We start from the raw sequence: 23894 nt of genomic DNA on the forward strand, positions 1-23894 counted from the left end.
TCGTGGTCGGCTTTTTGTTGTTGATTTTTCCACTTGAAGCAATAAACTCACGTCTTAATCTTTGAATTCTGGCGGGAGTGACAAATGAAAAGTTTCGAAAGGTTTTGCGGTTTTGGTATTGTACTAACCATTCTTTTTTCGAGTTGCAGCGACGAGTCGACGGTGGCGGAGGGCCCAACATCTGACGAATGTGTACCATCCGCCGGTGGAATCGAGCTCTGCGACGGTTTGGATAATGACTGTGATGGAGACATCGACGAGGAGTATGACTTGGGGGCAGCCTGCATGGTTGTAACTGAAACGTGTACACAAGAAGGGCTCACGATTTGCGCAGAGGATAAGGTCTCCACAATGTGTGCAGAGAATACGGAAAACTCATGCGAGGCTATGTGTTTGGGTGCCGGTGAGATGTGTACATTGGGAACCGATCAATGCATAACCACTGGGACACTGCTTTGTGAAGATGGAGAGCTACGATGTTCTGCGGAAGCGCCTGGGGAGTTTTGTGCAGGAGAATGTCAACCCCCATCCTTTTTCACTTCGTCGGAAAATTGTGGAGGGTGTGGCGTTAGATGCAATGAAGGAGAATTGTGTCTGGATGGTGAATGTGAGTGTGAGAATGAGGAACTCATTTGCGAAGATGTCTGCCAGACGTCAGATTTCTTTCGTTCGAATCCAGAACATTGTGGAAGCTGCGACTTTCGGTGTGAGTCGTTGTGCGTTGACTTTGAGTGTGTTGACGTAGTGTCAGTTGCAATCGGCTACTCTCATACGTGTGCCTTGCTAACGAACGAGACAGTACATTGCTGGGGAGATAATTCTTTCGGACAATTGGGAAACGGAACTTTTGATTCCTCGTCAAACCCCGTTGAAGTACAAGGACTTCAAGATGTTTTGTTAGTTAGTGCTGGCGCCAATCACACATGTGTGTTGGTAGAAGGTGGCGAAGTGAAATGTTGGGGTCAAAACAACTTCGGAAAGTTAGGGGATGGGACAATTACAAACCGCACTTCACCAACAACAATCACGAACTTGTCCAATGCGGACGCTGTTTCGGCAGGCGGGAATCATACTTGTGCATTGGTTGGGGGGAATGTGATGTGTTGGGGATTAAACAGTTCTGGCCAATTGGGTGACGGTAGTTTTGAAAACAGGTTGATACCTACGTTAGTAGTTGGTCTTTCTGATGTGACTCAAATCACTAGCGGTGGACAACACACTTGTGCACGAACCTCCAGCGGTTCCGCCAAATGCTGGGGGACAAATCGTGGTGGACGATTAGGTGATGGCACAACGACACAAAGGAACTCTCCAGTCGATGTAGTCAACTTAGAGAACATTTTTGGTATTGCAGCAGGTGCATCCACATGTGCAACGACAACATCGGGTAGCGTTTACTGCTGGGGAGATTCTGTGGGAGATGGAACAACTCAAGCGAAATATACGCCAACCTATGTTGGGGGATTAAACAACGTTGGTGATGTGAGTGTTGGGACTTCTCAAACTTGCGCCCAACTTGGTAGTGGAGGTTTAAGGTGTTGGGGTAAGAATGAATACGGGGGCGTTGGAGTAGGGAATACCATCCCCGTGTTGGCTCCTGAAGCAGTTGCGATTGATCCAATAGAGAAAGTTGTCACAAATTCTTATAACACCTGTGCAATTTCTGGAGGGAAGTTGTTTTGTTGGGGTTTGAATGAGTTTGGCCAAGTCGGAGACGGAACAACACAAAACGCTGCCATTCCCACACCAGTTAAATGGTAAACCAAACATTGATATCAGATCCATGAGTTTACATAATACATATTATCGGACGTTACGCATGTAGATATCCATATACTCCCCAAACCACTCAGTCGCGTAATTATTGGGTTTTAACTGATTTTGAAGAATTTCTTGAGCTGGTCGGTAAAGCTCTCCTTCTTATTCTTACGCATTTCAATGAGCCTTAACTGTCGCTTCACATCATGGTTTTGGCCATTGATGAATGAAGCCTCACGTAAAAGAGATTCGGCCTTTTTCTCCTGACCCATTCCAAGTGCCACCGTGCCCATAAATCCTAGGAGCCAATCTTTACCGGATAGCGTTTGGCTGATTTCGTCCAATTCCTGGAAAATCTCACCAGCTCGTTTTTTCGAAACGACTTCGCCGCGGTCATTTTTCTCAGTGAGGAGAAACTCTGTGTAGAGAAGATTTGCACGGTACTCAATCTCATCCGGCGCCAACTCACAGGCTTCTTTGAACGATTCGAAGGCACCCTTATGGGCACCCGTCTTCATCATGTTCTTTCCACGTCGAAATGCCGACTCAGCTTGTAATAACGCGCCAATATCGGGCCCGTCGTCGTTTTCAGCGTCGTATTCCTCACGTTTTTGAGGGTTTGAAAGAACACGGTGAGCATCGTTGATAGCGGCAAAGATGGTTTGAACTTTGTCTCGAGCATCACCCAAATCCACATTACTAAAACGGTCGATATGCCACTTTTTGGTGAGCTGCCGGTATGCCAGATTGATATTCGGTTGGTCGGCATCAGGTGCAACACCCAGGACTTGATAGAGGTTACCTTCCTCTATCTTTTCCAACATTTGCTCAATTTCCACCAAGATTTGCTCGTTACCCTGAGCCATAGTGTGTTCCCTTTCCTTCAAAATTCACCCTATCTTACGTGTAATCGTGGGTTTAGAGCAATCACGACTTTTTGAAATTTGGATGTGGATCCAAGTTCTACGAAATTTTTATTTCAGTTCATTTTTCCCCTTCACAAGCCATCATCACTTATGTAGTGTTCCGGCCCCTGAGAGAGCCAGACTCTCAGTGTGGCGGGGTAGCTCAGCCTGGTGAGAGCGCAGGATTCATAACCCTGAGGTCGAGGGTTCAAGTCCCTCTCCCGCTACTAAAAGCCCCCTTGATATCCTCAAGGGGGCTTTTCTTTTCAAAAGATTTTTTGACAAGTGATCGACCCCCTTTAGAAGTGGATGTAGGATAAACACGTATGAAGGTGACTCTATGTCGATGAAACGTCTATCAACGGGACTTATTTCTGGCGCAATCGCGCTCGCCACTGCTGTGAGTGTGGCGCAATCCCCTTCGAGTATCGTTTCGTCTTCAGTTTCCGAGGCGAGCCACGCCGCTAATGTTGAACACACCTCTAAACTGGGCTCGGAGGTCGGAATCTCAATTCAGAATGCGGCTCTAGCATTCAAGCCCGTTGAGATTGCTCGTGTTCCCGAAAACTGGGCGGAAGCTGGCTTGGATATCACCAAAGCTAAGAACGTGGATGGCAAGTTGGTTCAGGTCCTTTCGGACGGCTCGAAAGTAACGTTTACGGTAGATCCGTCGGTGCAAGAGCGACTCGAACGACTCCTAGTTGAAAAGAAGGTACCTCATAGTGGTGTTGTGTTGATGGAGCCACAAACGGGCAGAATCAAGGCGTTCGTCAGTCACACTCAGCACAATCCGCCCATCGAAGATTTCGCCATCAAATCAGCTGCTCCAAGCGCATCGGTCTTCAAGGTGATTACCGCTGCCGCGCTGATCGAGGCTGGCCACGATCCCAACGCCTCGGTGTGTTACCACGGCGGGCGAAGCTTCCTGAGCGCTGAAAATATCAAGGGCAACCCGCGAAAAGACCACAAATGCAACTCGCTAGGCCCTGCCCTGGCATGGTCAATCAACTCGATCTTCGCGAAACTGAGCTATAACCACCTCAAGAAGGCAGATCTCGAGGTGTGGGCTGAGCGGTTTGGATACAACTCACCCATCCCGTTTGAGCTTCCTGTCGAGGTCAGTACGGCGGAGTTTGTAGAAGACCCTCTCGAGCGTGCGCGGTCAGCGGCTGGCTTCTGGCACACCTACCTTAGCCCTCTACACGGCGCCATGATTGGGGGAGCCCTAAAGAATGATGGTGTGATGATGCGGCCGTCTATCATCGAGAAATACGAATCCGCCGATGGTACCGAATTGCTCGCTTTTGAGCCGAAGGTTTACAGGCGTGTGATGCGGCCCGAGACCGCTCGAAAGCTTGGAGAATTGATGGTTCAAACCACCACCGAAGGGACGGCACGCAAGTACTTTAGGCATCGTAGAGGTTTTCCTGACCACATCACGGTCTCCGGAAAGACCGGAACGCTTTCCAATAAGAACCCATATCTTGGATTTACTTGGTTTGTGGGCTACGCCAGCGATTCTCACACTAAGAAGGATATCGCAGTCTCTGGATTGGTCGCCAACACACCAATTTGGCATATCAAAGGCGGCTTTGCTGCGAGCGAAGCCGTGCTCGCCTACTTCCAATCAGAAGCAAACAAGAAGGGCCTCGCTCAGCGCTGAAGCGCCTCTTCTTCGATCTGATAGCGCGCCTCAATCTCACCGATCTCTTCGCTCAAAAGCTCCCATCGCTCATAGTGCCCCACGAGCTCATCCTCGATCTTTCGAAACTCGAGAGAAACCTCTTGGGCCCGTTTAGAGTCATCGTAAAGCGAGGGGTCTGCCATGAGCCCCTGCAGTTCAGACTTTTTACCTTCAAGTTTCTCGATGAGAGATTCGCAGGACTCGAGCTCAGGCTTCAGGGTCTTGAGCTCGAGAGACTTCTTTTGCCTCAGTTCCGCTTGCAGTCTCTTGATGTTTTGTTTGGGGCTCGAGTTGGTCGCTTTTGATTGCGCGCCCTCCTCTGCCTCTTCGGCCCGCTTTTCTCGATAATAGTCAAAGTTTCCGGCATACGAGTCGGCTTTTCCGTTTTCCAAATGCACGGTTCGCGTCGCGACCTGGTTGATGAAGTGTCGATCGTGCGAAACGAAAATCACCACGCCTTCAAAGTCTACCAGAGCATCCTCCAGAACCTCTTTGGACGCCATATCTAGATGGTTCGTGGGTTCGTCGAGGAGTAGGACCCCGGCGGGATTGAGCATGAGTTTGCAAAGAGCCACCCTACTCTTCTCACCCCCGGACAAAACCGAGATTTGTTTTCCAACGTCGTCTCCACTGAAACCGAACGCGCCCAACATATCGCGAACCAGAGAGGCCGTTTCCATGGTCGCCGCGCTCTGTGCCTCAACTAATACAGTGTTGCTCGGATTCAAGGCTTCGAGTGCGTGCTGCGCGAAATAGGCAGTCTCGGCATTCGAACCAAGCTCTACGCTTCCAGCATCTGCGCGAAGAGCACCTGCGAGAACCTTCAGCATCGTGGACTTGCCGGCACCGTTTGGCCCCACCAGAGCCACCCTCTCGCCCCGAAAGAAGTCTATATCGATGCCGCTATAGACCACGTTTGACCCGAAGGCCTTATGAACTCCCCTCGCGGCAATGGCGACCTTTCCAAGCCTTGGTGGTTGAGGAAAACGGAAACGAATCGCCGCACGTTGTTGTTGCCCAACATCGATACGTTCGACCTTTTCCAAAGCCTTAACTCTGCTTTGAACTTGTTTGGCCTTGGTCGCTTTCGATCGGAACCGCTCAATGAACGCTTCCACTCGCGCTATATCCTTTTCCTGCCTCGCCGCTTTCGCGATGCGTTCCTCGAGGATTTGAACTTTACGTTCTTCGTAAAAATCATAGTTGCCGTGATAAATGCTCAGACTCCCAGCTTCGAGCTCCACACAGAGGTTTACCATTCGATTGAGAAAGAATCGGTCGTGGCTCACGATGATGACGCTGCCTTCATACCGGCCAAGGAAGCGCTCGAGCCACTCGATCGACTCCAAGTCCAGGTGATTTGTGGGCTCGTCCAAGAGAAGCAAATCTGGGCTTCTGAAGAGCAGACGCGCAAGGAGCGCTCGCATCTGCCAACCTCCCGAGAACGACGTGATCGGAAGGTCAAACTGGTCTGACGTAAATCCCATACCTGACGCAATTTCTCGAGCTGTACTCCTAAACTCCCATCCACCCTTCGAACGAAATTCCTCCTGGACCTTGTCGTATTCAGTGAGTTGCGTCGGATCATCAGCGAGCTTCCGGGAGAGCTCTTGAACTCTATTCTCAAGCTCAAGCAAATCGCTTCGCCCCTTAAGGATCGTATCCATCAACGTTCCGGAGCGCTCCGAGAGCGCAATCTCCTGCGGAAGAAAGCCAATTTGAAAGCCCTTAGGCGTAACAATCTTTCCGCTATCGGCTTCTTCTTCGCCCGCAAGGATTCTCATCAAGGTGGTTTTGCCGGCCCCGTTGGGGCCAATCAAGCCCACGACGACCCCTGGCGCTAACTGCCAGCTAACCTCATCAAGTATTGCTCGCGCCCCATAAAACTTCGAAAGGCCTTCCACTAAGAGCATCTTCAATCTCCGCTATTTTCGCGGCCTCCTTGTAATCGCGTCTGCTTAGAGAATCCAGACTTGTTTTGAGAGCGGAACCCGCCAATAATGGGGAGGTTCAAATCACTTGGAGATTCTGATGAAATTGCGTCTATTTCTGGCAACACTCATGCTCACACTGCTTTGCTTTTCGCATCAGGTGTCGGCGCAGGACACCTCAGTGGTGGTCCTGAAGTTTGAAGAATTCAACGTTGACCAATCGATCTCAGCAGCTTTCTACAATGGTTTGGTCGCCGGGATCGAAGACCACCCGGACATGAAGGTTTCATCCTCGGGCGAGCTCACTCTTCAAGACCTCATGCTCGCGATGGGGTGTGAATCTCCAAACGTAGAGTGCTTGAGTGGACTGAGCGCAATGGTTCCTGGAAACCAAATGGTCTTTGGCCAGGTTCAACAGTCTGACGATGTGGTCTTGTTTACCGTCCGCCAATTCGATTTTGCCGAACAACGCTTTGTTCGTGAAGTCTCAGATATGAGCGTCAAAGGCACAGCAGGCCAGATCATCGACGCTGTGCCAGCAGTCATCGAGAATTTCCTTTACGGCCCCGTCGGAGTCCTTGAAGTGGCGGTTCAGGGAGGCTCACCAGAGCTTTTCCTGAACGGCGATAAAGTTGGTCGTGCCCCCACCATCCTTGAAAATCTTCCGCTCGGTGAACATGTCGTGATGGTTCGCGATTCGTCCGGCGTAGAGAAGTCAGAGACCGTCATCTTGCGCCGCGGTGAAACGGGAGTCGTTTCGTTCGATCTCGGTGGCGTGGCGGACCCAGGCAGTATTTCAGGTGCTCCTTCAGCAGTGCCAGGCTGGATTCTCGTCGGTGTGGGAGCTGCGGGAATTGGGTTTGGAATCTTTCAAACCCTTCAAGTGGGAAGCATTGACGACGATTTTGCAGCCCTTTGCGCTGAGCCCGGAAACGTGTGTGAAGGTGCAGACGCGTCGCTCTCAGGCCCTGAGGCCGCGTCTAGAGCGCGAACTCTTGCCGATGATGGTGGAACAGCAAAAACACTTCAGCTTGTCGGATTTTCTGTGGGAGGTGCGGCGCTGGCCGTAGGTGGATACCTGCTCTACCGCTCATACTCCTACTCCGGCGAGGAGACCGTCTCTTTCCAAGTTAGTCCTAGTAAAGACGGCTTCCAGGCCGGAATGGGAATCAAGTTCTAGCTCTAACCTTGCGAATCAATAATGAATGGCATTGATTCCGTAGAGTGCAATCGCTTTGACGGTGGGATTTGAGGCCGCGAGGAACCCTCTAAAGGTCGGTTCCATGTCCTTGTCTTGATTCCTCGCGAGGAGCCAGGCAGTGGATTGGACTAATTGCTTTGGCCCAGCATTGGCCCGTACAACCTTCTCCAACACAATTTCGTTCGCGCGGTCTGAGCTGCCTTGGAAGTAGAAGAAGATGGCCTTCCTGTCTCCTGTGGCTCCCGTGCTATCAAGCGCGATGTCGCGCAATTCCTTGTCGAAACCACCAAAGTTGATCGCCCATCGGATCGCGTCACTTTGTGCGGATCCAGTCGTCTTGGCGAGGAGATGGCCAATTAGCTTGTTTCGAATCGGAGTCTTCAGTGCACGGATATCGTCCATATACGTGGCAGGAGGATTGCGAAAAGCTTGTTCCTGCGCCTTCTCGGCCTTCTCGGGTGCCAATTCAAGTGCGGTCAAATAGGCCAACCACTGAATCTCAACATTTCGGTCTCGAAGTAGCACATCGAGCGCCGCTCCACCTTCCTTGAGCCCGATATTCCTGATTCCCTTCAAGGCAGCTAACTTGATCTTCGGATTGGAATCCGTGACCAAGAATCGAAGCGCTTGCACACTCTTTGGGTCTTTGATGTGTCCGATCGCTTCAATCACCGCCAGTTTGATCTCTGGGTTTCGCTCGTTGCGCAACGCCTTCTCGAGGACATCGAGCCCGCCGACCATGCCCAATTGACTCAAGCCTTCGACAGTAGCCTCTCGAACCTCGTCGAGCGCTTCGAAAATGGTGCGTTGATAGACCTTAAGCGCTTCTGGGCTATTCGTTCGGCCAAGAGACCTGAGCGCCAGCTTTCTAGGCTCAAACTCGGTGCTCGACTCCATTTTCAGGAGTTCTTTAACGAATTCTGGATCCCGAGAAGCAGCGGCCAGTTCATGACCAAGCGCTTTTTCCTCGGCGTCTTCAGCCTTCAGATAGGTATTTGCATCCTCAAGTTTGGTCCGAAGACCGGTCTGAAGTATCGCGTTCATCCACTCGATTCGCGCGGCGGGTTCTTCAAGAGTTTTCATCAACGCAAAGGCCGCGGAAACTCCTTCAGGAAGTTTGAGCTCGAGAACCCGACGGGTCGTCTGGGTCTTAATCTGCGCGTTTTGATCTTTGAGACCAGCGAGCAGAAATTCGCGTGTAGAGGGCTCAAGCTCTGGGTGCCTGCTAAGGGCCACAAGCCCCTGATAGGCGTCGAGACGCGCCGCTTCGTCCTTGGACTTGGTTAAGGTCGAGATCGTGTTCACTGACGTCTTGGTAGGCTTTGCAACGTAGGCTGCGACGGCGAGTTTGCGGTCGGGTGCCGACTTTCCCTTCAGGATTTCTTCGGCGAACTTTGAGGGTGCCCCATTCGTGTTAACTGCGAATCGAAGGATAGTTGGCTTGATGTCCGGCGTTGCGGCCTTCCATAAGTCTTCCAAAATGTTGGTCTGAGTCTTCGAAGGCAATGCTGCGACCAATTCATCAAGAGTCTCGAGGAGTCTCGCGTCGCTCATCAACTCCTGAGTCAGGGTCCCGAGCGCCTTCTTGTCACCACTGAGGTAGAGTCCGATGTTCGCGGCAATCTTAATACGCTTTATCTCGGACCCCTGCCCTGCGACCAGGGCCTCTTTGGATTCCTTCGGATCGCTCATCGCACGCACCAAAAGAAGGGCCTCGACCGTCGAGTCGTCGGTTTCCTCGGCCATCTTCTGCACGTGCGTCGCAACCTCTTCTTTTAGTTGTTTCGAGATTTTAGCGGGAGCAATCGCAGGGACGAGGAGCGCACCAACCAGGATACATGTAGCTAGTCTTGTATTCATTTAGATTTCCTTACCCAAAATATCGGGTCATGCGCTCTTCGATTTGAGATTGAATCTTCTTTTTGAGTGGTTTCGCAAAGAACGCCAGGTCCACATCGATTCCCACTTTATCCTCTCCTAGAGAGAATTTACCTTTGAATGCCTTGCCTGTGACATCGGCGACTGTGCCGTCAGAATTCCAAGCGACATTGTTAACCAGATCGCCAAAATCCTTCTGAATATCAGCGATTATATCGTCGACCTTAGACTTTGCGTCAGCGAGGCCTAACTCATGAGAACGGTGAACGGAAATATCAGGCATGTTTTCTCCAATACATTAATATGCCAAATTGACGGGCGGAAACTAACAATCAGAAAGTCGTGTTGCAAGTCCGAGGGAAAACTTGCCGAATAAACTTAGACAGTGTTAAGGTTGAAACCAAACCTATCGCAGGCAAAGTGAATATGTTCAATAAATCGCTAATAATTCCCGTTATTTTAGTGACTTCGTTGGTATCGACGCCGGTCTTTGCTCAGAAGATTCGAGATTATACCGGCAGCGCTGAGAGCCAATACGGCACCTCAGGTGCGTTGAATATCCCGGGAGGCCCTGCGGTCAAGAGCGCACCACCACAGGCTGCTCCGGTTGTTCAAACCGAAGGCGGAGAAAAGGCTGAGGGCGAAGGCCAACCCACGGGAACCAGCGTTGTTCAGATGTACGGTGGCGCTCAGAATGCCAACGTACCTGCGTCTACGCTTAATCTGAAACCTGAAGAAATGTACCGAGGCGTGATTCCCGGTACACGCGACTCCGTTGAACATCTTGATAAGAAAGCCACTTCAACGTCGTCGAATCACCTTCTCTGGGTTGGATTTCAGCCTCGAGACACTTCAACCCGAGTCTTTTTCCAAACCGCGACCGAGGCTAACTATAACGCTGAGTACGTGGGTAACGAAGTCGTCTTGACCTTCTTCAACACGAAGTTCGCAGCAAAGAATAACAGCCGCTTCGTGGATACCTCGTTCTTTGATCGCAATGTGACGCGCATCGAATCAAAGAAGAAAGGAAAGGATGTTGAAGTTCGGATCACCCTCAAAGATGCTGAACGTCCTCAGATCAATACGACGGACCGTTTTGTTTACCTTGAGTTCGCCGGACCAAAAAACGCGAAAGCTGAGCCGGCCAAACAGGCGCTCGACGAATAAGCCTTTCTTTCAGCCGTTACTTAAAGCACGATGCCCCCTCATCGTGCTTTTTTTATGCGTTATTCACTTCTCATAGCCATCCTAATGCTGCCCGCACTTGCGTATGCGGAGACCACCATTCCTTGTGAATCGTTGAAGGAATCGGTGAGCACAGCGTTTTGGACGCCTGAGGCGCTAGCCTTGAGGTTGGCGAATCAAACACTGAGCGCCGAGACATGCGCATTTGATACGGGAATTCGCTGCCAAGGTCTTCGTTCAGACGATTTCGTCATCGATGAATGGGAGTGGTCGGCCGGGACATGGTCCATGGCGGGAATGGAACTAAAAACCAGCGGTCAAAGCACTAGAATTGCTCGACTAACCGGAACCCCAACTGAGTTCCGAGCAGAGAATGTAGGTGTCGGCGCGTTTCATGGAGACCAATTCGACTCCACCACCTGTTCTTGGACCGGCGTTGAAAGCGTGGGAATTCGAGCCGAGCGACTTCAAGCACAAGCCGAAGGACTCAAGGTCAATGGACTGCCCGTTTCCGGTGATGGAAGCCTTGGCCTGCTCCCCCCCCGATACGCCACTGACCTGACAATTCATGAAGCCAGCGCGGCCGCGATGCTCTTTCGTTTTGAATTCCCACGAGAAAGTCTGGGTGTCGGATTGGGTACCTACGGGTCCAACGAATGGTTTGGTGCGGGTGTCGTGCTTTCTCAGGCAGAATCAGCTCAAGAGACCGATTGGATATCGGTGCAAGCGCTTTGGGGTCAGGAACCCTTGATCTCGGCCGTCGGAGAATTGGGAATTGCTGCGGACTCTGCTCATCGCCTGGGGTTTACCGCCTTTGAGGGCTCAGACGATGTGTTGAGATTGAGGCTTGGTGAAGCCAAACGCCTAGATCTTTCACGCGGCTCAAGCTTCGGCCTCTCGCTTCGTGGCACAAATCACAGCTTCACGCTCTTTGGAGAGAGCTCCGATTATCAAAGACCGGGAGGCCTTGGACTACTCTTCGAGGCTGCCTCTGAGGGGCCGCTTGTGAGGTCCAAGACGCAGCTCTTGTATCTCGGAAAGCTCTTTGACTCGTCTTGGGTACACTCCATCAACGCCGGCGTTGGGCTCACGCACCGCTTTGGCCGACGTGCACTTGCGTTGGAGCCTGGTCTAAATCTCCTTGGGAATTTCGGCGTGGTTCCGACCGAAGTTGGCTTTGAGGGCTCGACCTCAGCGTCGCTTCTTCCTGAACTAAAGGGTGAAATAAATATCGAAGGTCGATTCTCAAACTTCACCCACATCCTGCGTCCAAAGGGCCAGATTTCGTATGAAGTTTACGGATTTTCTCAACGAGGTCTTCTGAACCAAGACGCAGCACCCTTCGAGTTCACAAGGCGCCCCGGCCTCCATTTTGGGTGGGCAGGCCTAGAGCAAGAGCTTGAGTCAAGAGAGTTTGGATTGAGAGTTCCTATTGGAATGTATCTCGACGGAGATGCTGAGGCTTCCCGATGGGGATTGCACACGGGTCTTCGAGTCGAACTGGGCAATGTTGAACTCGGAGCCGACTTCCGATGTCCATCTCCTTGCCAGGATATTAACTGGCGCGCGGATTCATCAGCACAACTCTCAAAGCTCCGTGCTCACCTCTGGCTCCAAGACACGAACGAGAGTTGGCTGGACGTCAGCGGCCTCACCACGCTCAACCTCTGGCGCGCACATCACACAGATGGCGACAACCTTGGTCTCTTTGGCGGCTGGAATCTTGAGTACAGATTCCACCAAATTCGAATCGGTACTGCGGGGCTTACCGATACCGATTCAACGCTCGGTGTGCTTGCACGAGCACGCTGGGTCTTTGACAGGGCCGGATATGCGGTAGGGGTGACTGGTGTCCGAACGACGGACGAAGAAATGGTGGTTTCGGTGGGCTTTGATTCCGTGCCCTAGAAACTAGTCGCGTTCCGTAGCAATTTCCCGAGTTTCGGATGTTTGGGATCCAAGGTCCTGACCTTCGCAATGGCAGATTCCGCTTCGTCACCGTCTTTCTGCTTGATATGGTAACGAGCGACCAGAACCCAGATGTCTGCATTCGCAGGATCCATTCGCGTAGCTTGATAGAGATTCTTCCTCGACTCTTCCGCAACGGTCGGGTCAAGAGGGGTCTTTCGATAGGCGGTGTACGCACGGTACGCGAGGATAGAACCACGCGTGGGATCGTAATCGCTGCCTGTCCTAAAACACTCAAGCGCATTGTCCAAATCACCGAGCTTCAAGAACGTAAGGCCGTCTCGAAAATAAATATCCGCCAGTGCAGAAGCGTTCGGGTCGAGTGCCAAAACGCCAGTATTTGAGACACCGTCCATAGCCTCTGAGTCCACCGAGTTGGACTCCATAACCCCTTGAATATCGATGATAGCTCGGCCGACAACCCTTCGGATATCGAGAGCCTTTCGAGTTAAGTCAACGTCGCCGAGTCTTTGAAAATTCTCAGCCCGATAAAACCTTTCGTAACGCTCATATCGCGCGGTCGCCTCTTCCCAAGTGGCATTGCCAGGCAAATTCAGAATCACGTAGGGATCGTCTGTGGAGGTCACGCGCTCGTAATCCTCATTCACAATGGCCCTGATGCGGTCAATGCGCTGGCTTTTTTCCGGTGATTCATTTGACATAAGCGGTTTCGCGGTATCGGGTCGGCGGATGATAGCACGAGGCGTACCATCAGCCAATTCGATGCGTCTTTCCACTGCACAATTTTGAACGGTATGGTAGCACGTGCGCCGCTCTAACTTCGTATACGTGCATGCAAGACGAATTCGACGATATCAGCCACTATCATTTTGAACTCCCCGACGAGTTGATTGCGGCTTTTCCTTTACCAGAACGCCCGAAATCAAGACTCTTGGTCGTGGACCGGAACTCCGGGTCCTTCGGGCACCAAAAGTTTCGGGAAATCGCTGACTTCTTTGAGCCGGGCGACCTTCTAGTCGCGAATAATTCTCGCGTCATTCCCGCACGAGTGTTTGGGAAAAAACCTAGCGGTGGCCGAGTTGAACTCTTAGTGGTGGAAGCGCTCGGAACAAGCGGCGAAGACGTCTGGACTTCGGCCGGGGAACGAGAGTTTCTGGCCATGTGCAAGGCCAGTAAACGTCCACAGATTGGGCAAATTCTTGAGTTTGACTTCGGGGTTGTAGAGGTAACTGGAGATCACGAAGGCCTGTTGAGGCTTCGCGGCTCCTTCGAACTTGGCCTCCTGCATGCGTTGGAGTCACACGGCACCCTGCCCTTGCCCCCCTATATCGTAAAAAAGCGGCAAGACGCCCCGCCGAGTGAACTGAATGACGACGAGCGATACCAGACTGTGTACGCCGAAAAACCTGGTTCGGTGGCGGCTCCGACAGCCGGCCTACACTTTGACCAAGCGCTGCTCCAAGAATTGATATCGAAAGGCGTCGAGCTCGTTCACGTCACTCTTGATGTTGGACCAGGGACCTTTCGCCCCGTGAGCGCGTCGAAACTCAGCGAACACGTCATGCATTACGAGCGGTACACGTTGAATGAAGAGGCGTCGAAGACATTGAGTGAGGCGAAAGCTACGCAGCGGCGTGTCTTCGCGGTAGGCACAACAACGACGCGCGTCCTCGAATCCGAAGCCAGACTGCCCTCGCCTTTCGAACCAGGAACCCGAAAAACGGCTCTCTTTTTAAGGCCTGGAAATCCGCCGCACTACGTCGACCATTTGATTACCAATTTTCACCTGCCGCAATCGACTTTACTCGCACTCGTGGCGTCCTTCACGGGCGTCGAAACGATGCAAGAGGCCTACAGGATTGCAATTGCCGAGCGATACCGTTTCTATTCCTATGGAGACGCGATGCTCATCCTCTAGCTTCGCCAGATTTTGGAATCCGTTTATGAGTGTCCGTTGTTCAGAATTTTCGTTTGAGGTGCAGGCTACCGATGGGGACGCAAGAACCGGTGTGCTCAAGCTTCCACACGGCGAGGTAAAGACACCTATTTTTATGCCCGTGGGTACGCAGGGAACAGTCAAAGCGATGACCCCCGAAGAGCTTCATGGCGACGTCGGAGCTCAGATCATTCTCGGGAACACCTACCACCTCTATTTGAGGCCAGGACTTGAGGTCATCGAAGCCCATGGCGGTCTCCACCGATTCATGAATTGGAATCACCCGATCCTCACTGATTCTGGCGGCTATCAGGTGTTTTCTTTGAAGGAACTTCGCAAGATTCGAGAGGATGGGGTGGAGTTTCGAGACCATATTTCGGGCTCGAAGCACCTCTTTACCCCTCAAAAGGTTGTGGAGATTCAAGAGACACTCGGCAGTGATATCATGATGGCTTTCGATGAGTGTCCACCCGCAGGAGCCACGGACGACTACCTTGCAAAGAGTCTCGCGCGGACAACGCGATGGGAAAAAGAGTGTTTGGACGCCCGGACCCGTGAAGATTGTTCGATGTTTGGCATCATTCAGGGTGGAACTAGCGAGACATGGCGCGCACGGCACCTTGAAGAAATCGCGGTGATGGACTTTGAAGGCCTGGCTATCGGCGGCTTGAGTGTAGGCGAGGATATCGAGGCGATGTACGACACGGTGGCGTTTACGGCTCCGAAGATGCCAGGCGATCGTCCGCGCTACTTGATGGGCGTCGGAAAACCCGACGACCTGGTCGAGTGCGTGACCCGCGGAATTGATATGTTCGATTGTGTTTTACCCACTCGAAACGCGCGAAATGGCCAGTGTTTGACGAGCGAGGGGCCGGTCGTCGTTCGAAACGCCGAGTACGCCAAAGACCTTTCACCTATCGACCCAAACTGCTCGTGTTATGTATGCAAGACGTACACGCGTTCTTACGTGCGCCATCTTTACCGAGCAAAAGAGATCTTGGCGGCCCGACTCTGCACTTGGCATAATCTTCACTACTACCTGAACTTGATGAGCGGGCTTCGAGGCGCCATTGAAGCGGGCGAGCTCGATGAATTCAGAACGGCTTACTACGCAAGACAGGGGCGCGAGGCCCCTTGCCGGCCTTGACCTCATCAGGGAACGCTGATAAACGCTTTCGACTTTGCGGTCTGTGAGGTGATGTAAGCCTTCCAAACCGCTACTTTTTGTTCGTATCGGAGTATGACTACATGACCGGACTATCTAGCCTCGTGTTGATTGCACAATCGGCCCCGGCAGCCCCAGGAATCGGGCAGATGCTGATCCCCTTGATTTTGGTCATGGGAGTGTTCTGGCTATTGATTTGGCGCCCCCAGGCAAAAGCTCAGGCGAAGCATCAAGAGCTCTTGAAGTCATTGAAAGTTGGAGACGAGGTCGTCACCGACGCCGGTGTATACGGCAAGATTACGTCAATCGACGAAAAGCGGGTCACGCTTGAAATCGCAAAAGGCGTAAAGATGAAGATGAGACGCGCAAATATCGAAGGATTCGCCGAAATCGAAGGCGAATCCGAAGAGAAGAAATAAGAATGGCGGAGCGAAATAACACATGAGTTCGTTAAAGTTGAGATGGATCGTCGTAGTCATCGCCCTAATCGGGGCGGCTTACGGATTGGTCCCTACCGTATTCGACGCCATGGATGGCAAGCTCGATGGAGAGTTTCCAGCCGACCAGGGGCCCCTTGCTTCACTTGTCATGAAGTACGACCTCGCCCCACTCACGTTGGGCTTGGACCTTCAGGGGGGCTTGCTTCTGCAGTATCACGTTCTGGTTGACCGAGCGGTGCAGGACAAGCTCGACCGCACTGCACGCGACGTTGAGACTCGTCTAAAGGACCGAAATGACGGCCTCGATGTCACCGTGACACATCCTGACGACTCGGACTACCTCGTGCTTGCGTTCGCCGACGAATCCGGCAAGGCAGCGCTCGATGAAGAATTCATGGAGTTCTTCCAGTCCTACAAAAAAGTGGACATGGCCGGCAGCACTGTGCACCTCGTCGTGGACGAAGAGTACATCACCGAGACCAAGGATTTTGCGGTCCAGCAGGCTGTTGAAACCATCCGCCAGCGTGTCGATGCGCTCGGTGTGGCTGAGCCCAGCATTACGCGACAAGGAACCTCAGATATCGTGGTTCAGTTGCCTGGTCTGAAAGAAACCGACGTTGACCGTGCACGCCGACTTATCGGCCAGACGGCTCAGTTGCAGTTCAGAATGGTGGATGATGCCGGGACCAACGGGTTCTTCGAGAGCTTCTCGGGAAGACTTCCGCAAGGATTCCAACTTCGTATCATCGACGGGGGATTCCGCTCTGTAACGCACAAAGACAAAGAGGCGTTGAAGGCATTCTTTGAAGGGAAAGTCCCTGATACGCACATCATAGGATACGAGCACAACCCCATTTACAAGGACGTTGAAAAGACCAACTTGGATGAGGAGCGTTCCTACTGGAAGACCTATTACGTGTTCAAAAAGGTTGAGCTCACGGGTGATTCGATTCAGGAAGCACGTACTGCGATCGACCAGCAGTTCAACAAGCCTTACACCGCGCTTAACTTCGACAGCACGGGCGCTGAACTCTTCGGCGACCTTAGTGCAAATAACGTCGGAAAGCGTATGGCCATCATGCTCGACGATATCGTTAAGAGCGCCCCAGTGTTCAACGAACCCATTCGAGGCGGAAGGGCTCAGATTTCGTTCGGCTCCATGCAGTCGCAGGCAGAGCTTCTCGCAGAAGCTGAGGACCTTGTGATCGTGCTTCGTCACGGCGCCCTACCCGCTCCGATCGAAAAGCAATTTGAGACCGTTGTCGGTCCGTCGTTGGGTCAGGATTCCATCGATCGAAGTGTGCGCGCTTTCATGATCGGCATGATTTTAGTTATTTTGCTTATGCTGATTTACTACAAGGCTGCAGGCTTCTACTCGTGTATCGCCCTGACGTTTAACATGCTCTTGATCATGGCTGCTTTGGCGGCTATCGGAGCGACGCTCACGCTTCCCGGAATCGCTGGTATCATTCTCACCATCGGTATGGCCGTTGATGCCAACGTTATTATCTACGAGCGTGTTCGCGAGGAACTTGGAGCTGGAAGAGGTTCTAGAGAGTCAGTCTCACTTGGATTCGAAAAAGCGTTGTCAGCGGTTGTCGATGCCAACGTCACGACGGGTATCGCTGGCCTTGTGCTTCTCCAATACGGTACGGGCCCGATTCGCGGATTCGCCGTTACACTTCTGATTGGTATCGTCTCCACGATCTTTACGGCGGTGTTCTTCACTCGCTTGATGTTTGACACCAAGACCCCAGCGTCGACCTCCGACGTAATCAGTATCTGATCGAGGAAAGGAATTCGATATGTTGAAAATTATACCTGATGGATTCTTCTTCGATTTCTTATCGAAGGCCAAGGCGGCCGGCTCGGTTTCCTTGCTTGTCGTGCTTGCGTCCGTAGCGATTGTTGCCTTTATGGGCCTGAACTACGGGATCGACTTCAAGGGCGGAACGGACATGATCTTGAAGTTCGAGAAGCCGTTGGACTCCGACACTGTTCGCGCTGCGGCTGCTGAAGCTGGTTTCCCAGACGCGAACGTTCAGGAGTTCGGAAGCTCCGGAACCCAGTTTTTGGTTCAGACCTCCGCAATCGCCATCGTAGACCAGGCGAAGATCGAAAGCCTTCGCCCAGAGCTCGCGAAGGTTGGAACGCTCAAGAACTTGGTGTGGAGCGACGAGAACCCTGAAAGAATGGACCTGACCTTTGATGGCGAAGTTTCTAACGAAGCCATCTCAGCCGCGCTTGCACCCCTCGTAGGCCCTGTTGAGGTCGAAATCGATACAACCGGTGCTGAGAAGCGCCAGATCGTTCGATTCGAAGACCTCCAATCTAAGGTGACCGAAGGTTTTGCGAAGGCTCTTCCGGATACATTCAATCCAGTCGGCGGTATCGAGCGTTTGGAGACCGTTGGTCCACGCGTAGGTAAGCAGCTCCGGGATTCGGGCGTGCTCTCGCTCGTCGTGGCTCTCTTTCTTATCCTCGCCTATATCGCATTCAGATTCGACTTGAGGTACGCACCCGGCGCGGTTTTGGCACTCGCACACGACGTTGCGATTTCGGTGGGTGTGTTCTCATTGATCCAAATGGAAATCACGCTGCCAACGATTGCGGCCCTTCTTACCGTGGTGGGTTATTCACTCAACGATACGATCGTGGTTTTCGACCGAATTCGTGAGGCTTTGGCTGACCGAGGCGAGAATGAAATCGAATACACCATCAATCAGGCGATCAGCGACACGCTAAGCCGTACCATTATGACGAGCTTGACCACACTGGTCGCTGTTGGAGCCATCTTCGTGTTCGGTGCGGGTCTGATTAAGGACTTCGCCTTCGCACTTATCGTTGGCATCATTGTGGGTACCTACAGCTCGGTTTTTGTTGCTTCTCCAGCGATGTTGTTCATGCACCGCTATCTTGCAACTCGCCGAGAGCTTAAGGCACGTACCGAGTCAGTTGCGTAACATCGGGTCAGTCCTCCTTTGGGTGATTAGAAGAAATGTTTGAGACCCGAAATCAGTTTCTAGTGACGTTGGTCCACAACCGACGTTGGTGTTTGAATCATGGCAAGCGAGACGAGACATACTCGGGATTGGATAGTCAACGAGCCCCCGCCTGAGATTTGTCTCGCGCTAGCGAAAGATTTAGGGATTAGCCCTCTCACCGCCAGAATCCTTGTAAACCGGGGCATAAACAACGCAACGCTTGGGGACGGCTTCCTGAATCCCACGTTGAAGTCCATGCACGATCCCTTCCTGATGAAGGATATGAGGCGCGCCGTTCGTGAGGTTCTGCGCGCAATAGATGCCGGACAGATGATTACGGTCCATGGGGACTACGACGTGGACGGAACCTGTTCCGTATCGGTTCTCTACGGGTTTTTAAAGGCTCTTGGTGCACGGGTGGATTATTATATCCCGGTTCGTACTCAGGACGGTTACGGACTGAATATCGAGACCGTGAGAAGATTACATGCGAAAGGCACGGACCTTATCATCACTGTGGATTGCGGAATCTCCAATGCAGACGAGATTCGACTCGCGAAGCAACTCGGCATGAAGACCATTGTGGTGGACCACCATACGGTCCCTGAGGTTCTTCCACCTGCTGTGGCCGTCTTAAACCCGCTGCGTTCAGATTGCGATTTTCCTTTTAAGGGACTGGCTGCCGTTGGCGTCACATTCAATTTTGTGGTCGCCTTGAGGTCGGAGCTGCGAAAGCGCGGTATTTTTAAGATCATACCGGAACCTGACCTGCGCGAATATTTGGACCTGGTTGCACTCGGAACTGTGGCTGACGTGGTGCCCCTCGTGGATGAGAACCGCGTCTTTGTGCGACTTGGACTTGAGGTGCTCAGCTCCAGGCGTCGCGCCGGGGTCTCGGCGCTGATGGACCGCGCTCAAGTTGAAGTCGGTCCGATCTCCACACGAACCATTAGTTTCCGCCTCGCGCCACGCATCAACGCTGCAGGACGCATGTCAGACGCTTCAATTTGTGTTGAGTTGCTCACCACCACTAGCTACGGCCGTGCAACCGAATTGGCAGAGGAGCTGGAGCAACTGAACCGTGCGCGCCAGGGTGAAGAGAAGGAGATACTTCATAATGCGCTCGCGCAGGCCGAGGAGCAAATCGACTTGAATCGGCGGGCACTCGTGGTGGCGGGCGTAGACTGGAACCGCGGTGTACTCGGCATTGTGGCGAGCCGACTGATGGAGAAATACCATCGGCCGGCGTTCTTGATGGGGATTGAAGACGGGTTTGCCAAAGGAAGCGCGCGTTCGATCGATGGAATCAACATTGTCGAGGCCCTAAATTCGGTAGGTGACCTCCTCGCCACGTGGGGTGGGCACTCGGCTGCCGCTGGATTGTCATTAGACGCCGTCAATTTGGAAGCCTTTCGAGACCGAATCGACGAGAGCATTGCAAATGTCTTCGATGACGGAACCATTCCAAGGCCCAGGCTCAAGATCGACTCTGAAGTGGAACTTCATGAGATCGATCGCCAGTTCATTGTGGACCTCAATAAACTGGCTCCGTTTGGTGCGGGCAACCCTGAACCCACACTGCTCTCCCGGCGGTCAAAAGCGCTCAACGTGAGGGTGATCTCAAACAAACACTTGAGGGCACGCTTTAAAGACGAGTCGGGGATGATCGAGGGGTTTGGTTTCGCGATGCGCGACGCCATTGGCATGCTTGATGACACTGTGGCTATCGCTTTCGTGCCGAGACTAGTCTCCAACCGAGGCGAATCTAAATTCGAAGTTCAGCTCAAGGGCGTTCGTCCGTCCGAGCTCGTGTTTGAGAATGAACCGTGAAGTACCGCCGAAGTCCCCGAAGGCGTAGAAGTGCGCCTCGGAGTTTACTGGTCGCGCAAATCGTGGCCTTGATTCTACTCCTGCTCATCATTTTGAGTCTTCGCACCCGCGTTGAAGAGACGTCTGAAAAATTCCTGGATGTCTTTGCGCCCTCTCCTGAAGATTTGGTGACTCCAGAAGGTGGAGAGGAAGCGGATGCGGGTCCCGACCTAAACTGAGGCTCCCAAGTATTGCCCCGTGAGACTTTCTGGGTTCTTAGCAATTTCCTTTGGCGGGCCTTCGGCTACGATTTTCCCACCGTCAGGTCCAGCGCCCGGCCCCAAATCGATCACCCAGTCACAATTCGCGATGAAGTCGATGTTGTGTTCAATGACGAACACTGAATCTCCGGCCTGAATGAGTTGCCTCAGCGCCTTTAGGAGGGTCTCGATATCTAGCAAGTGCAGACCAATGGTGGGTTCGTCAAAGATGAACGCTATAGGCTTGTCCGTTGACTGGCGGCTCTTGCCACTTCCAATGTACGAGGCGAGCTTAACGCGCTGAGCCTCGCCGCCCGAGAGCGTTGAGGTGGCTTGGCCGAGTTTGAGATACCCCAAACCGACGTCTGCAAAAGGCTGAAGCTTTTTACGAATGGCGTTTGATTTGGTGAAAAACTCCAATGCCTCTCGAATGGTCATTTCGAAGACATCTTGGATGGTTTTTCCTCGATATTTTGCGGCGAGGACACGGGGACCAAAGCGGCGGCCATTGCACTCTTCGCAAACAACTTCGATATCGGCCATGAAATGCATTTCAACCGTGACATAGCCAAGACCCTGACACGATTCGCAGCGTCCGCCGGGCACATTGAAAGAGAAATCGCCTGTGCTCAGCCCAAGCTTTTTGGCGTCATCACTCTTGGAGAAGAGTTTCCTCAGATCGTCATAAGCACCTGAGTATGTCAGGGGATTGGAGCGCGAAGAACGCCCGATCGCCGCCTGGTCCATGAGGACGAGTTCGGAGAACTGCTCAAGGCCTCGAATCTCCTCGACTGCGCCAGCGTCAACCCCGCCTTGATGAAGTCGGAGCCAGTTGTTGTAGAGCACGCTGTTCATCAGAGTTGATTTCCCGGATCCACTCACACCGGTGATGGCGACCAACTGCCCACAGGGAAGTTTGACATGAACATTTTCGAGGTTGTTCTCTGAGGCTCCACAAATCTCAATGGCACTTTGCGATTGCTTCGCGTTCGAAGGGACATGGACACGCGAGTGCAACGAGTTGCTGGTGGGCGTGTCTTCATTCTCAAATTCTTTGATGGTCCCCTCAAAGAGCAGCTCGCCGCCTTGTTCTCCGCCGCGGGGACCGATTTCGATCACACGATCTGAGCCCTCGATGATATCGGGATCGTGTTCCACCACGAGAACTGTGTTCCCCAGATCTCGGAGCCCCTTCAGAATCGTCAAAAGTCGGGCAGAGTCGCGGGCATGCAACCCCGCCGTCGGCTCATCCAGAACGTAGAGTGTGTCCGTCAAAGCGCGCCCGAGGTTTGTGGTAAGGTGAATCCTCTGCATTTCCCCACCCGATAACGTTCGAGACTGCCGACCGAGCTGCAGATAGCCCAGCCCGACTTCGTTGAGGTACTTGAGGCGATACTGTATCTCCTCGAGTAGGTGATGGACCTTGGCAGACTCCACTTCGTCGAGTTCCAGTGATTCGAAAAACTCCGAAGCCTCCAGAATGGACATGGCCCAAACATCGGCGATTGTCTTACTCTTCACCGTGGTGTTTCGGGCGTCCTGACTGAGTCGGGTTCCGAGGCAGGCCTCGCAATCATCAAATCCACGAAACTTCGCCATGAATATTCGGACGTGGACTTTGTATTGCTCACCCTTAAGCTCTTCAAAGAAACCTCGCACTCCTGGCCAGGTTGCGTCACCATTCTTCACCCACGTCTGGTCTTCTCGTCGCAACTTTCCAAAAGGAATGTCGATAGGGACACCGCGCTTCATGCAGGCCGAGATGAGTTTTCGCTGCCATGCACTGTGCTTAGGCGTTTGGAATGCTGCGACCGCGCCCTCATGCAGGGTCTTCCCCGCATTCGGAATGATTTTCTTGAAGTCCAGTCCTACACTTCTCCCATAGCCATTGCACGCCTGACATGCACCCAGGGAAGAATTGAAGCTGAATAGCGCAGGCTGAGGCTCTACGAGGGACTCGCCGCACTCATTGCACGCGAATGCGCGGTCAAAAACGATTTCCGGGTTCTCACTGCGATGCTCGAAGACCCGAATTCTTCCCTTTCCGACACCAAACGCCGTCTCGATGGCTTCTCGTACCCTGCCCTTTCCTTCTTCATTTGCCACGACGCGGTCGACAACGACCGAGAACACATCGCGCGAAAGCAGAGATTCAACCTCGTCATCGGCAAAATCCACAGCCTGCCCGTCAATCCACATCCGTCGGAATCCCTCTTGGATCAGCTGGGTCAAGATGGCGTTTCTATGTTCGCTCGGGGCCTCCACGTCTGCCACGATCACCAACCGTTTGTCCGCGAGTTTGGTCAGCAAGTAGTCCATCACATTGGGCACGTTGTCGCGGCGAACAACCGCGCGGCACGACGGACAATGCGTTACTCCAGCGTGTGTGAAAAGGAGTCCAAAGTGGTCATCGAGCTCGGTCACGGTGCTCACGGTAGAGCGCGCGTTGTTGATCTCGTTCTTCTGGCGCAACGCCACAGCCGGCTGGATGTTGGTCATCGACTGAAATGGCGGCTTTTGCATTCTCTGCAAGAACTGACGCGCGTAAGTCGAGAGTGACTCGGTATATCTACGTTGTCCCTCGGCATAAAACGTGTCGAAGGCCAGGCTCGACTTGCCCGATCCACTCACACCCGTCACCACCGTGAGCGTGTTGTGATGCAGCGCACACGTTACATTTTTTAGATTGTTGGTTTTGGCGCCTTTCAGCTCAGTAATTCTAGTTTGCATACGTTCTGATTCCAGTCATCGGACGGAGCGAAACACACGAAGTCTCAAGAAACTTTCCTGAGTGGTTGCTTTTCACTCTTGGTCTGACTAATGTCCGCC

18 protein-coding genes and 1 tRNA gene are annotated in these 23894 nt (G+C 52.7%); 13 read left to right on the forward strand and 6 right to left on the reverse strand.

The window, feature by feature from the left end:
• Nucleotides 1-744: 744 nt before the first annotated feature.
• On the forward strand, nucleotides 745-1761 hold the full coding sequence (locus tag FRD01_RS24105) for an RCC1 domain-containing protein (RefSeq protein ID WP_249755933.1): 1017 nt from the start codon (nucleotides 745-747) through the stop codon (nucleotides 1759-1761).
• 110 nt (nucleotides 1762-1871) lie between these two features.
• Here FRD01_RS24105 and FRD01_RS02240 read toward each other — a convergent pair whose 3' ends face one another.
• Nucleotides 1872-2582, reverse strand: a complete 711-nt coding sequence (locus tag FRD01_RS02240; RefSeq protein WP_249755934.1) for a J domain-containing protein — start codon at nucleotides 2580-2582, stop codon at nucleotides 1872-1874.
• Between the two features lie 233 nt (nucleotides 2583-2815).
• On the opposite strand from FRD01_RS02240, the gene FRD01_RS02245 reads away from it, so the two are divergent.
• Nucleotides 2816-2890: transfer RNA gene (locus FRD01_RS02245), tRNA-Met, on the forward strand.
• Nucleotides 2891-3009: 119 nt separating this feature from the next.
• Nucleotides 3010-4326 (forward strand): penicillin-binding transpeptidase domain-containing protein, encoded by a 1317-nt coding sequence (locus tag FRD01_RS02250; RefSeq protein ID WP_249755935.1) that lies wholly within the window; start codon nucleotides 3010-3012, stop codon nucleotides 4324-4326.
• Here FRD01_RS02250 and abc-f read toward each other — a convergent pair.
• Nucleotides 4317-6260, reverse strand: coding sequence for a ribosomal protection-like ABC-F family protein (gene abc-f, locus FRD01_RS02255; RefSeq protein ID WP_146957248.1), 1944 nt, complete (start codon nucleotides 6258-6260; stop codon nucleotides 4317-4319). The genes FRD01_RS02250 and abc-f overlap by 10 nt on opposite strands.
• Nucleotides 6261-6378: 118 nt before the next feature.
• Here abc-f and FRD01_RS02260 point away from each other — a divergent pair, with 118 nt between their 5' ends.
• Complete coding sequence (locus FRD01_RS02260; RefSeq protein ID WP_146957250.1) at nucleotides 6379-7458, forward strand: peptidase associated/transthyretin-like domain-containing protein; 1080 nt, start codon at nucleotides 6379-6381, stop codon at nucleotides 7456-7458.
• A gap of 15 nt (nucleotides 7459-7473) precedes the next feature.
• On the opposite strand, the gene FRD01_RS02265 is transcribed toward FRD01_RS02260, so the two are convergent.
• Entirely contained in the window at nucleotides 7474-9339 is a 1866-nt protein-coding gene (locus FRD01_RS02265; RefSeq protein ID WP_146957251.1) for a HEAT repeat domain-containing protein, read from the reverse strand.
• 10 nt (nucleotides 9340-9349) lie between these two features.
• Entirely contained in the window at nucleotides 9350-9640 is a 291-nt protein-coding gene (locus FRD01_RS02270) for a polyhydroxyalkanoic acid system family protein (protein WP_146957253.1), read from the reverse strand.
• Between the two features lie 179 nt (nucleotides 9641-9819).
• Between FRD01_RS02270 and FRD01_RS02275 the strand changes: the two genes are divergently transcribed.
• Both FRD01_RS02275 and FRD01_RS02280 read left to right on the forward strand, forming a co-directional pair.
• Nucleotides 9820-10524, forward strand: a complete 705-nt coding sequence (locus FRD01_RS02275; protein ID WP_146957255.1) for an AMIN domain-containing protein — start codon at nucleotides 9820-9822, stop codon at nucleotides 10522-10524.
• Between the two features lie 54 nt (nucleotides 10525-10578).
• Nucleotides 10579-12450, forward strand: a complete 1872-nt coding sequence (locus FRD01_RS02280; RefSeq protein ID WP_146957256.1) for a hypothetical protein — start codon at nucleotides 10579-10581, stop codon at nucleotides 12448-12450.
• Here FRD01_RS02280 and FRD01_RS02285 read toward each other — a convergent pair.
• Nucleotides 12447-13172 (reverse strand): tetratricopeptide repeat protein, encoded by a 726-nt coding sequence (locus FRD01_RS02285; RefSeq protein WP_146957258.1) that lies wholly within the window; start codon nucleotides 13170-13172, stop codon nucleotides 12447-12449. The two genes, FRD01_RS02280 and FRD01_RS02285, sit on opposite strands and share 4 nt — an antisense overlap.
• Before the next feature lie 131 nt (nucleotides 13173-13303).
• Between FRD01_RS02285 and queA the strand changes: the two genes are divergently transcribed.
• From queA to FRD01_RS02320, 7 genes are all read left to right on the forward strand, one after another.
• Nucleotides 13304-14389 carry a tRNA preQ1(34) S-adenosylmethionine ribosyltransferase-isomerase QueA gene (gene queA, locus FRD01_RS02290; protein ID WP_146957260.1) on the forward strand — a complete coding sequence of 362 codons (1086 nt, stop codon included), beginning with the start codon at nucleotides 13304-13306 and terminating at the stop codon, nucleotides 14387-14389.
• A gap of 25 nt (nucleotides 14390-14414) precedes the next feature.
• Complete coding sequence (gene tgt, locus FRD01_RS02295) at nucleotides 14415-15554, forward strand: tRNA guanosine(34) transglycosylase Tgt (protein ID WP_146957262.1); 1140 nt, start codon at nucleotides 14415-14417, stop codon at nucleotides 15552-15554.
• A gap of 101 nt (nucleotides 15555-15655) precedes the next feature.
• Nucleotides 15656-15991: a preprotein translocase subunit YajC gene (gene yajC / locus FRD01_RS02300; RefSeq protein WP_249755936.1), complete on the forward strand. Its 336-nt coding sequence runs from the start codon at nucleotides 15656-15658 to the stop codon at nucleotides 15989-15991.
• A 22-nt stretch (nucleotides 15992-16013) separates the two neighbouring features.
• The gene (gene secD / locus FRD01_RS02305) at nucleotides 16014-17798 is read left to right on the forward strand and encodes a protein translocase subunit SecD (protein ID WP_146957264.1); all 1785 of its coding nucleotides are present in this window, start codon (nucleotides 16014-16016) and stop codon (nucleotides 17796-17798) included.
• A 19-nt stretch (nucleotides 17799-17817) separates the two neighbouring features.
• Complete coding sequence (gene secF / locus FRD01_RS02310; protein ID WP_146957266.1) at nucleotides 17818-18975, forward strand: protein translocase subunit SecF; 1158 nt, start codon at nucleotides 17818-17820, stop codon at nucleotides 18973-18975.
• 99 nt (nucleotides 18976-19074) lie between these two features.
• The gene (gene recJ / locus FRD01_RS02315; RefSeq protein WP_146957268.1) at nucleotides 19075-20826 is read left to right on the forward strand and encodes a single-stranded-DNA-specific exonuclease RecJ; all 1752 of its coding nucleotides are present in this window, start codon (nucleotides 19075-19077) and stop codon (nucleotides 20824-20826) included.
• A complete protein-coding gene (locus FRD01_RS02320) occupies nucleotides 20823-21044 on the forward strand; it encodes a hypothetical protein (RefSeq protein WP_146957269.1) in 222 nt (73 codons plus the stop codon). Before recJ ends, FRD01_RS02320 begins: the two co-directional genes overlap by 4 nt.
• On the opposite strand, the gene uvrA is transcribed toward FRD01_RS02320, so the two are convergent.
• On the reverse strand, nucleotides 21036-23795 hold the full coding sequence (uvrA, locus tag FRD01_RS02325) for an excinuclease ABC subunit UvrA (protein WP_146957271.1): 2760 nt from the start codon (nucleotides 23793-23795) through the stop codon (nucleotides 21036-21038). The genes FRD01_RS02320 and uvrA overlap by 9 nt on opposite strands.
• Nucleotides 23796-23894 lie beyond the last annotated feature (99 nt).

The sequence above is a fragment of the Microvenator marinus genome (assembly GCF_007993755.1).
GTDB classification, from domain to species: domain Bacteria; phylum Myxococcota_A; class Bradymonadia; order Bradymonadales; family Bradymonadaceae; genus Allomicrovenator; species Allomicrovenator marinus.

Excerpts from the sequence above, each read along its gene's own strand:
- FRD01_RS02240 (WP_249755934.1), bottom strand. The coding sequence starts at position 2,582 with ATGTTGGAAAAGATAGAGGAAGGTAACCTCTATCAAGTCCTGGGTGTT.
- FRD01_RS02250 (WP_249755935.1), top strand. The coding sequence starts at position 3,010 with ATGAAACGTCTATCAACGGGACTTATTTCTGGCGCAATCGCGCTCGCC.
- abc-f (WP_146957248.1), bottom strand. The coding sequence starts at position 6,260 with ATGCTCTTAGTGGAAGGCCTTTCGAAGTTTTATGGGGCGCGAGCAATA.
- FRD01_RS02260 (WP_146957250.1), top strand. The coding sequence starts at position 6,379 with ATGAAATTGCGTCTATTTCTGGCAACACTCATGCTCACACTGCTTTGC.
- FRD01_RS02265 (WP_146957251.1), bottom strand. The coding sequence starts at position 9,339 with ATGAATACAAGACTAGCTACATGTATCCTGGTTGGTGCGCTCCTCGTC.
- FRD01_RS02270 (WP_146957253.1), bottom strand. The coding sequence starts at position 9,640 with ATGCCTGATATTTCCGTTCACCGTTCTCATGAGTTAGGCCTCGCTGAC.
- FRD01_RS02280 (WP_146957256.1), top strand. The coding sequence starts at position 10,579 with ATGCGTTATTCACTTCTCATAGCCATCCTAATGCTGCCCGCACTTGCG.
- FRD01_RS02285 (WP_146957258.1), bottom strand. The coding sequence starts at position 13,172 with ATGTCAAATGAATCACCGGAAAAAAGCCAGCGCATTGACCGCATCAGG.
- queA (WP_146957260.1), top strand. The coding sequence starts at position 13,304 with ATGCAAGACGAATTCGACGATATCAGCCACTATCATTTTGAACTCCCC.
- tgt (WP_146957262.1), top strand. The coding sequence starts at position 14,415 with ATGAGTGTCCGTTGTTCAGAATTTTCGTTTGAGGTGCAGGCTACCGAT.
- yajC (WP_249755936.1), top strand. The coding sequence starts at position 15,656 with ATGACCGGACTATCTAGCCTCGTGTTGATTGCACAATCGGCCCCGGCA.
- secD (WP_146957264.1), top strand. The coding sequence starts at position 16,014 with ATGAGTTCGTTAAAGTTGAGATGGATCGTCGTAGTCATCGCCCTAATC.
- secF (WP_146957266.1), top strand. The coding sequence starts at position 17,818 with ATGTTGAAAATTATACCTGATGGATTCTTCTTCGATTTCTTATCGAAG.
- recJ (WP_146957268.1), top strand. The coding sequence starts at position 19,075 with ATGGCAAGCGAGACGAGACATACTCGGGATTGGATAGTCAACGAGCCC.
- uvrA (WP_146957271.1), bottom strand. The coding sequence starts at position 23,795 with ATGCAAACTAGAATTACTGAGCTGAAAGGCGCCAAAACCAACAATCTA.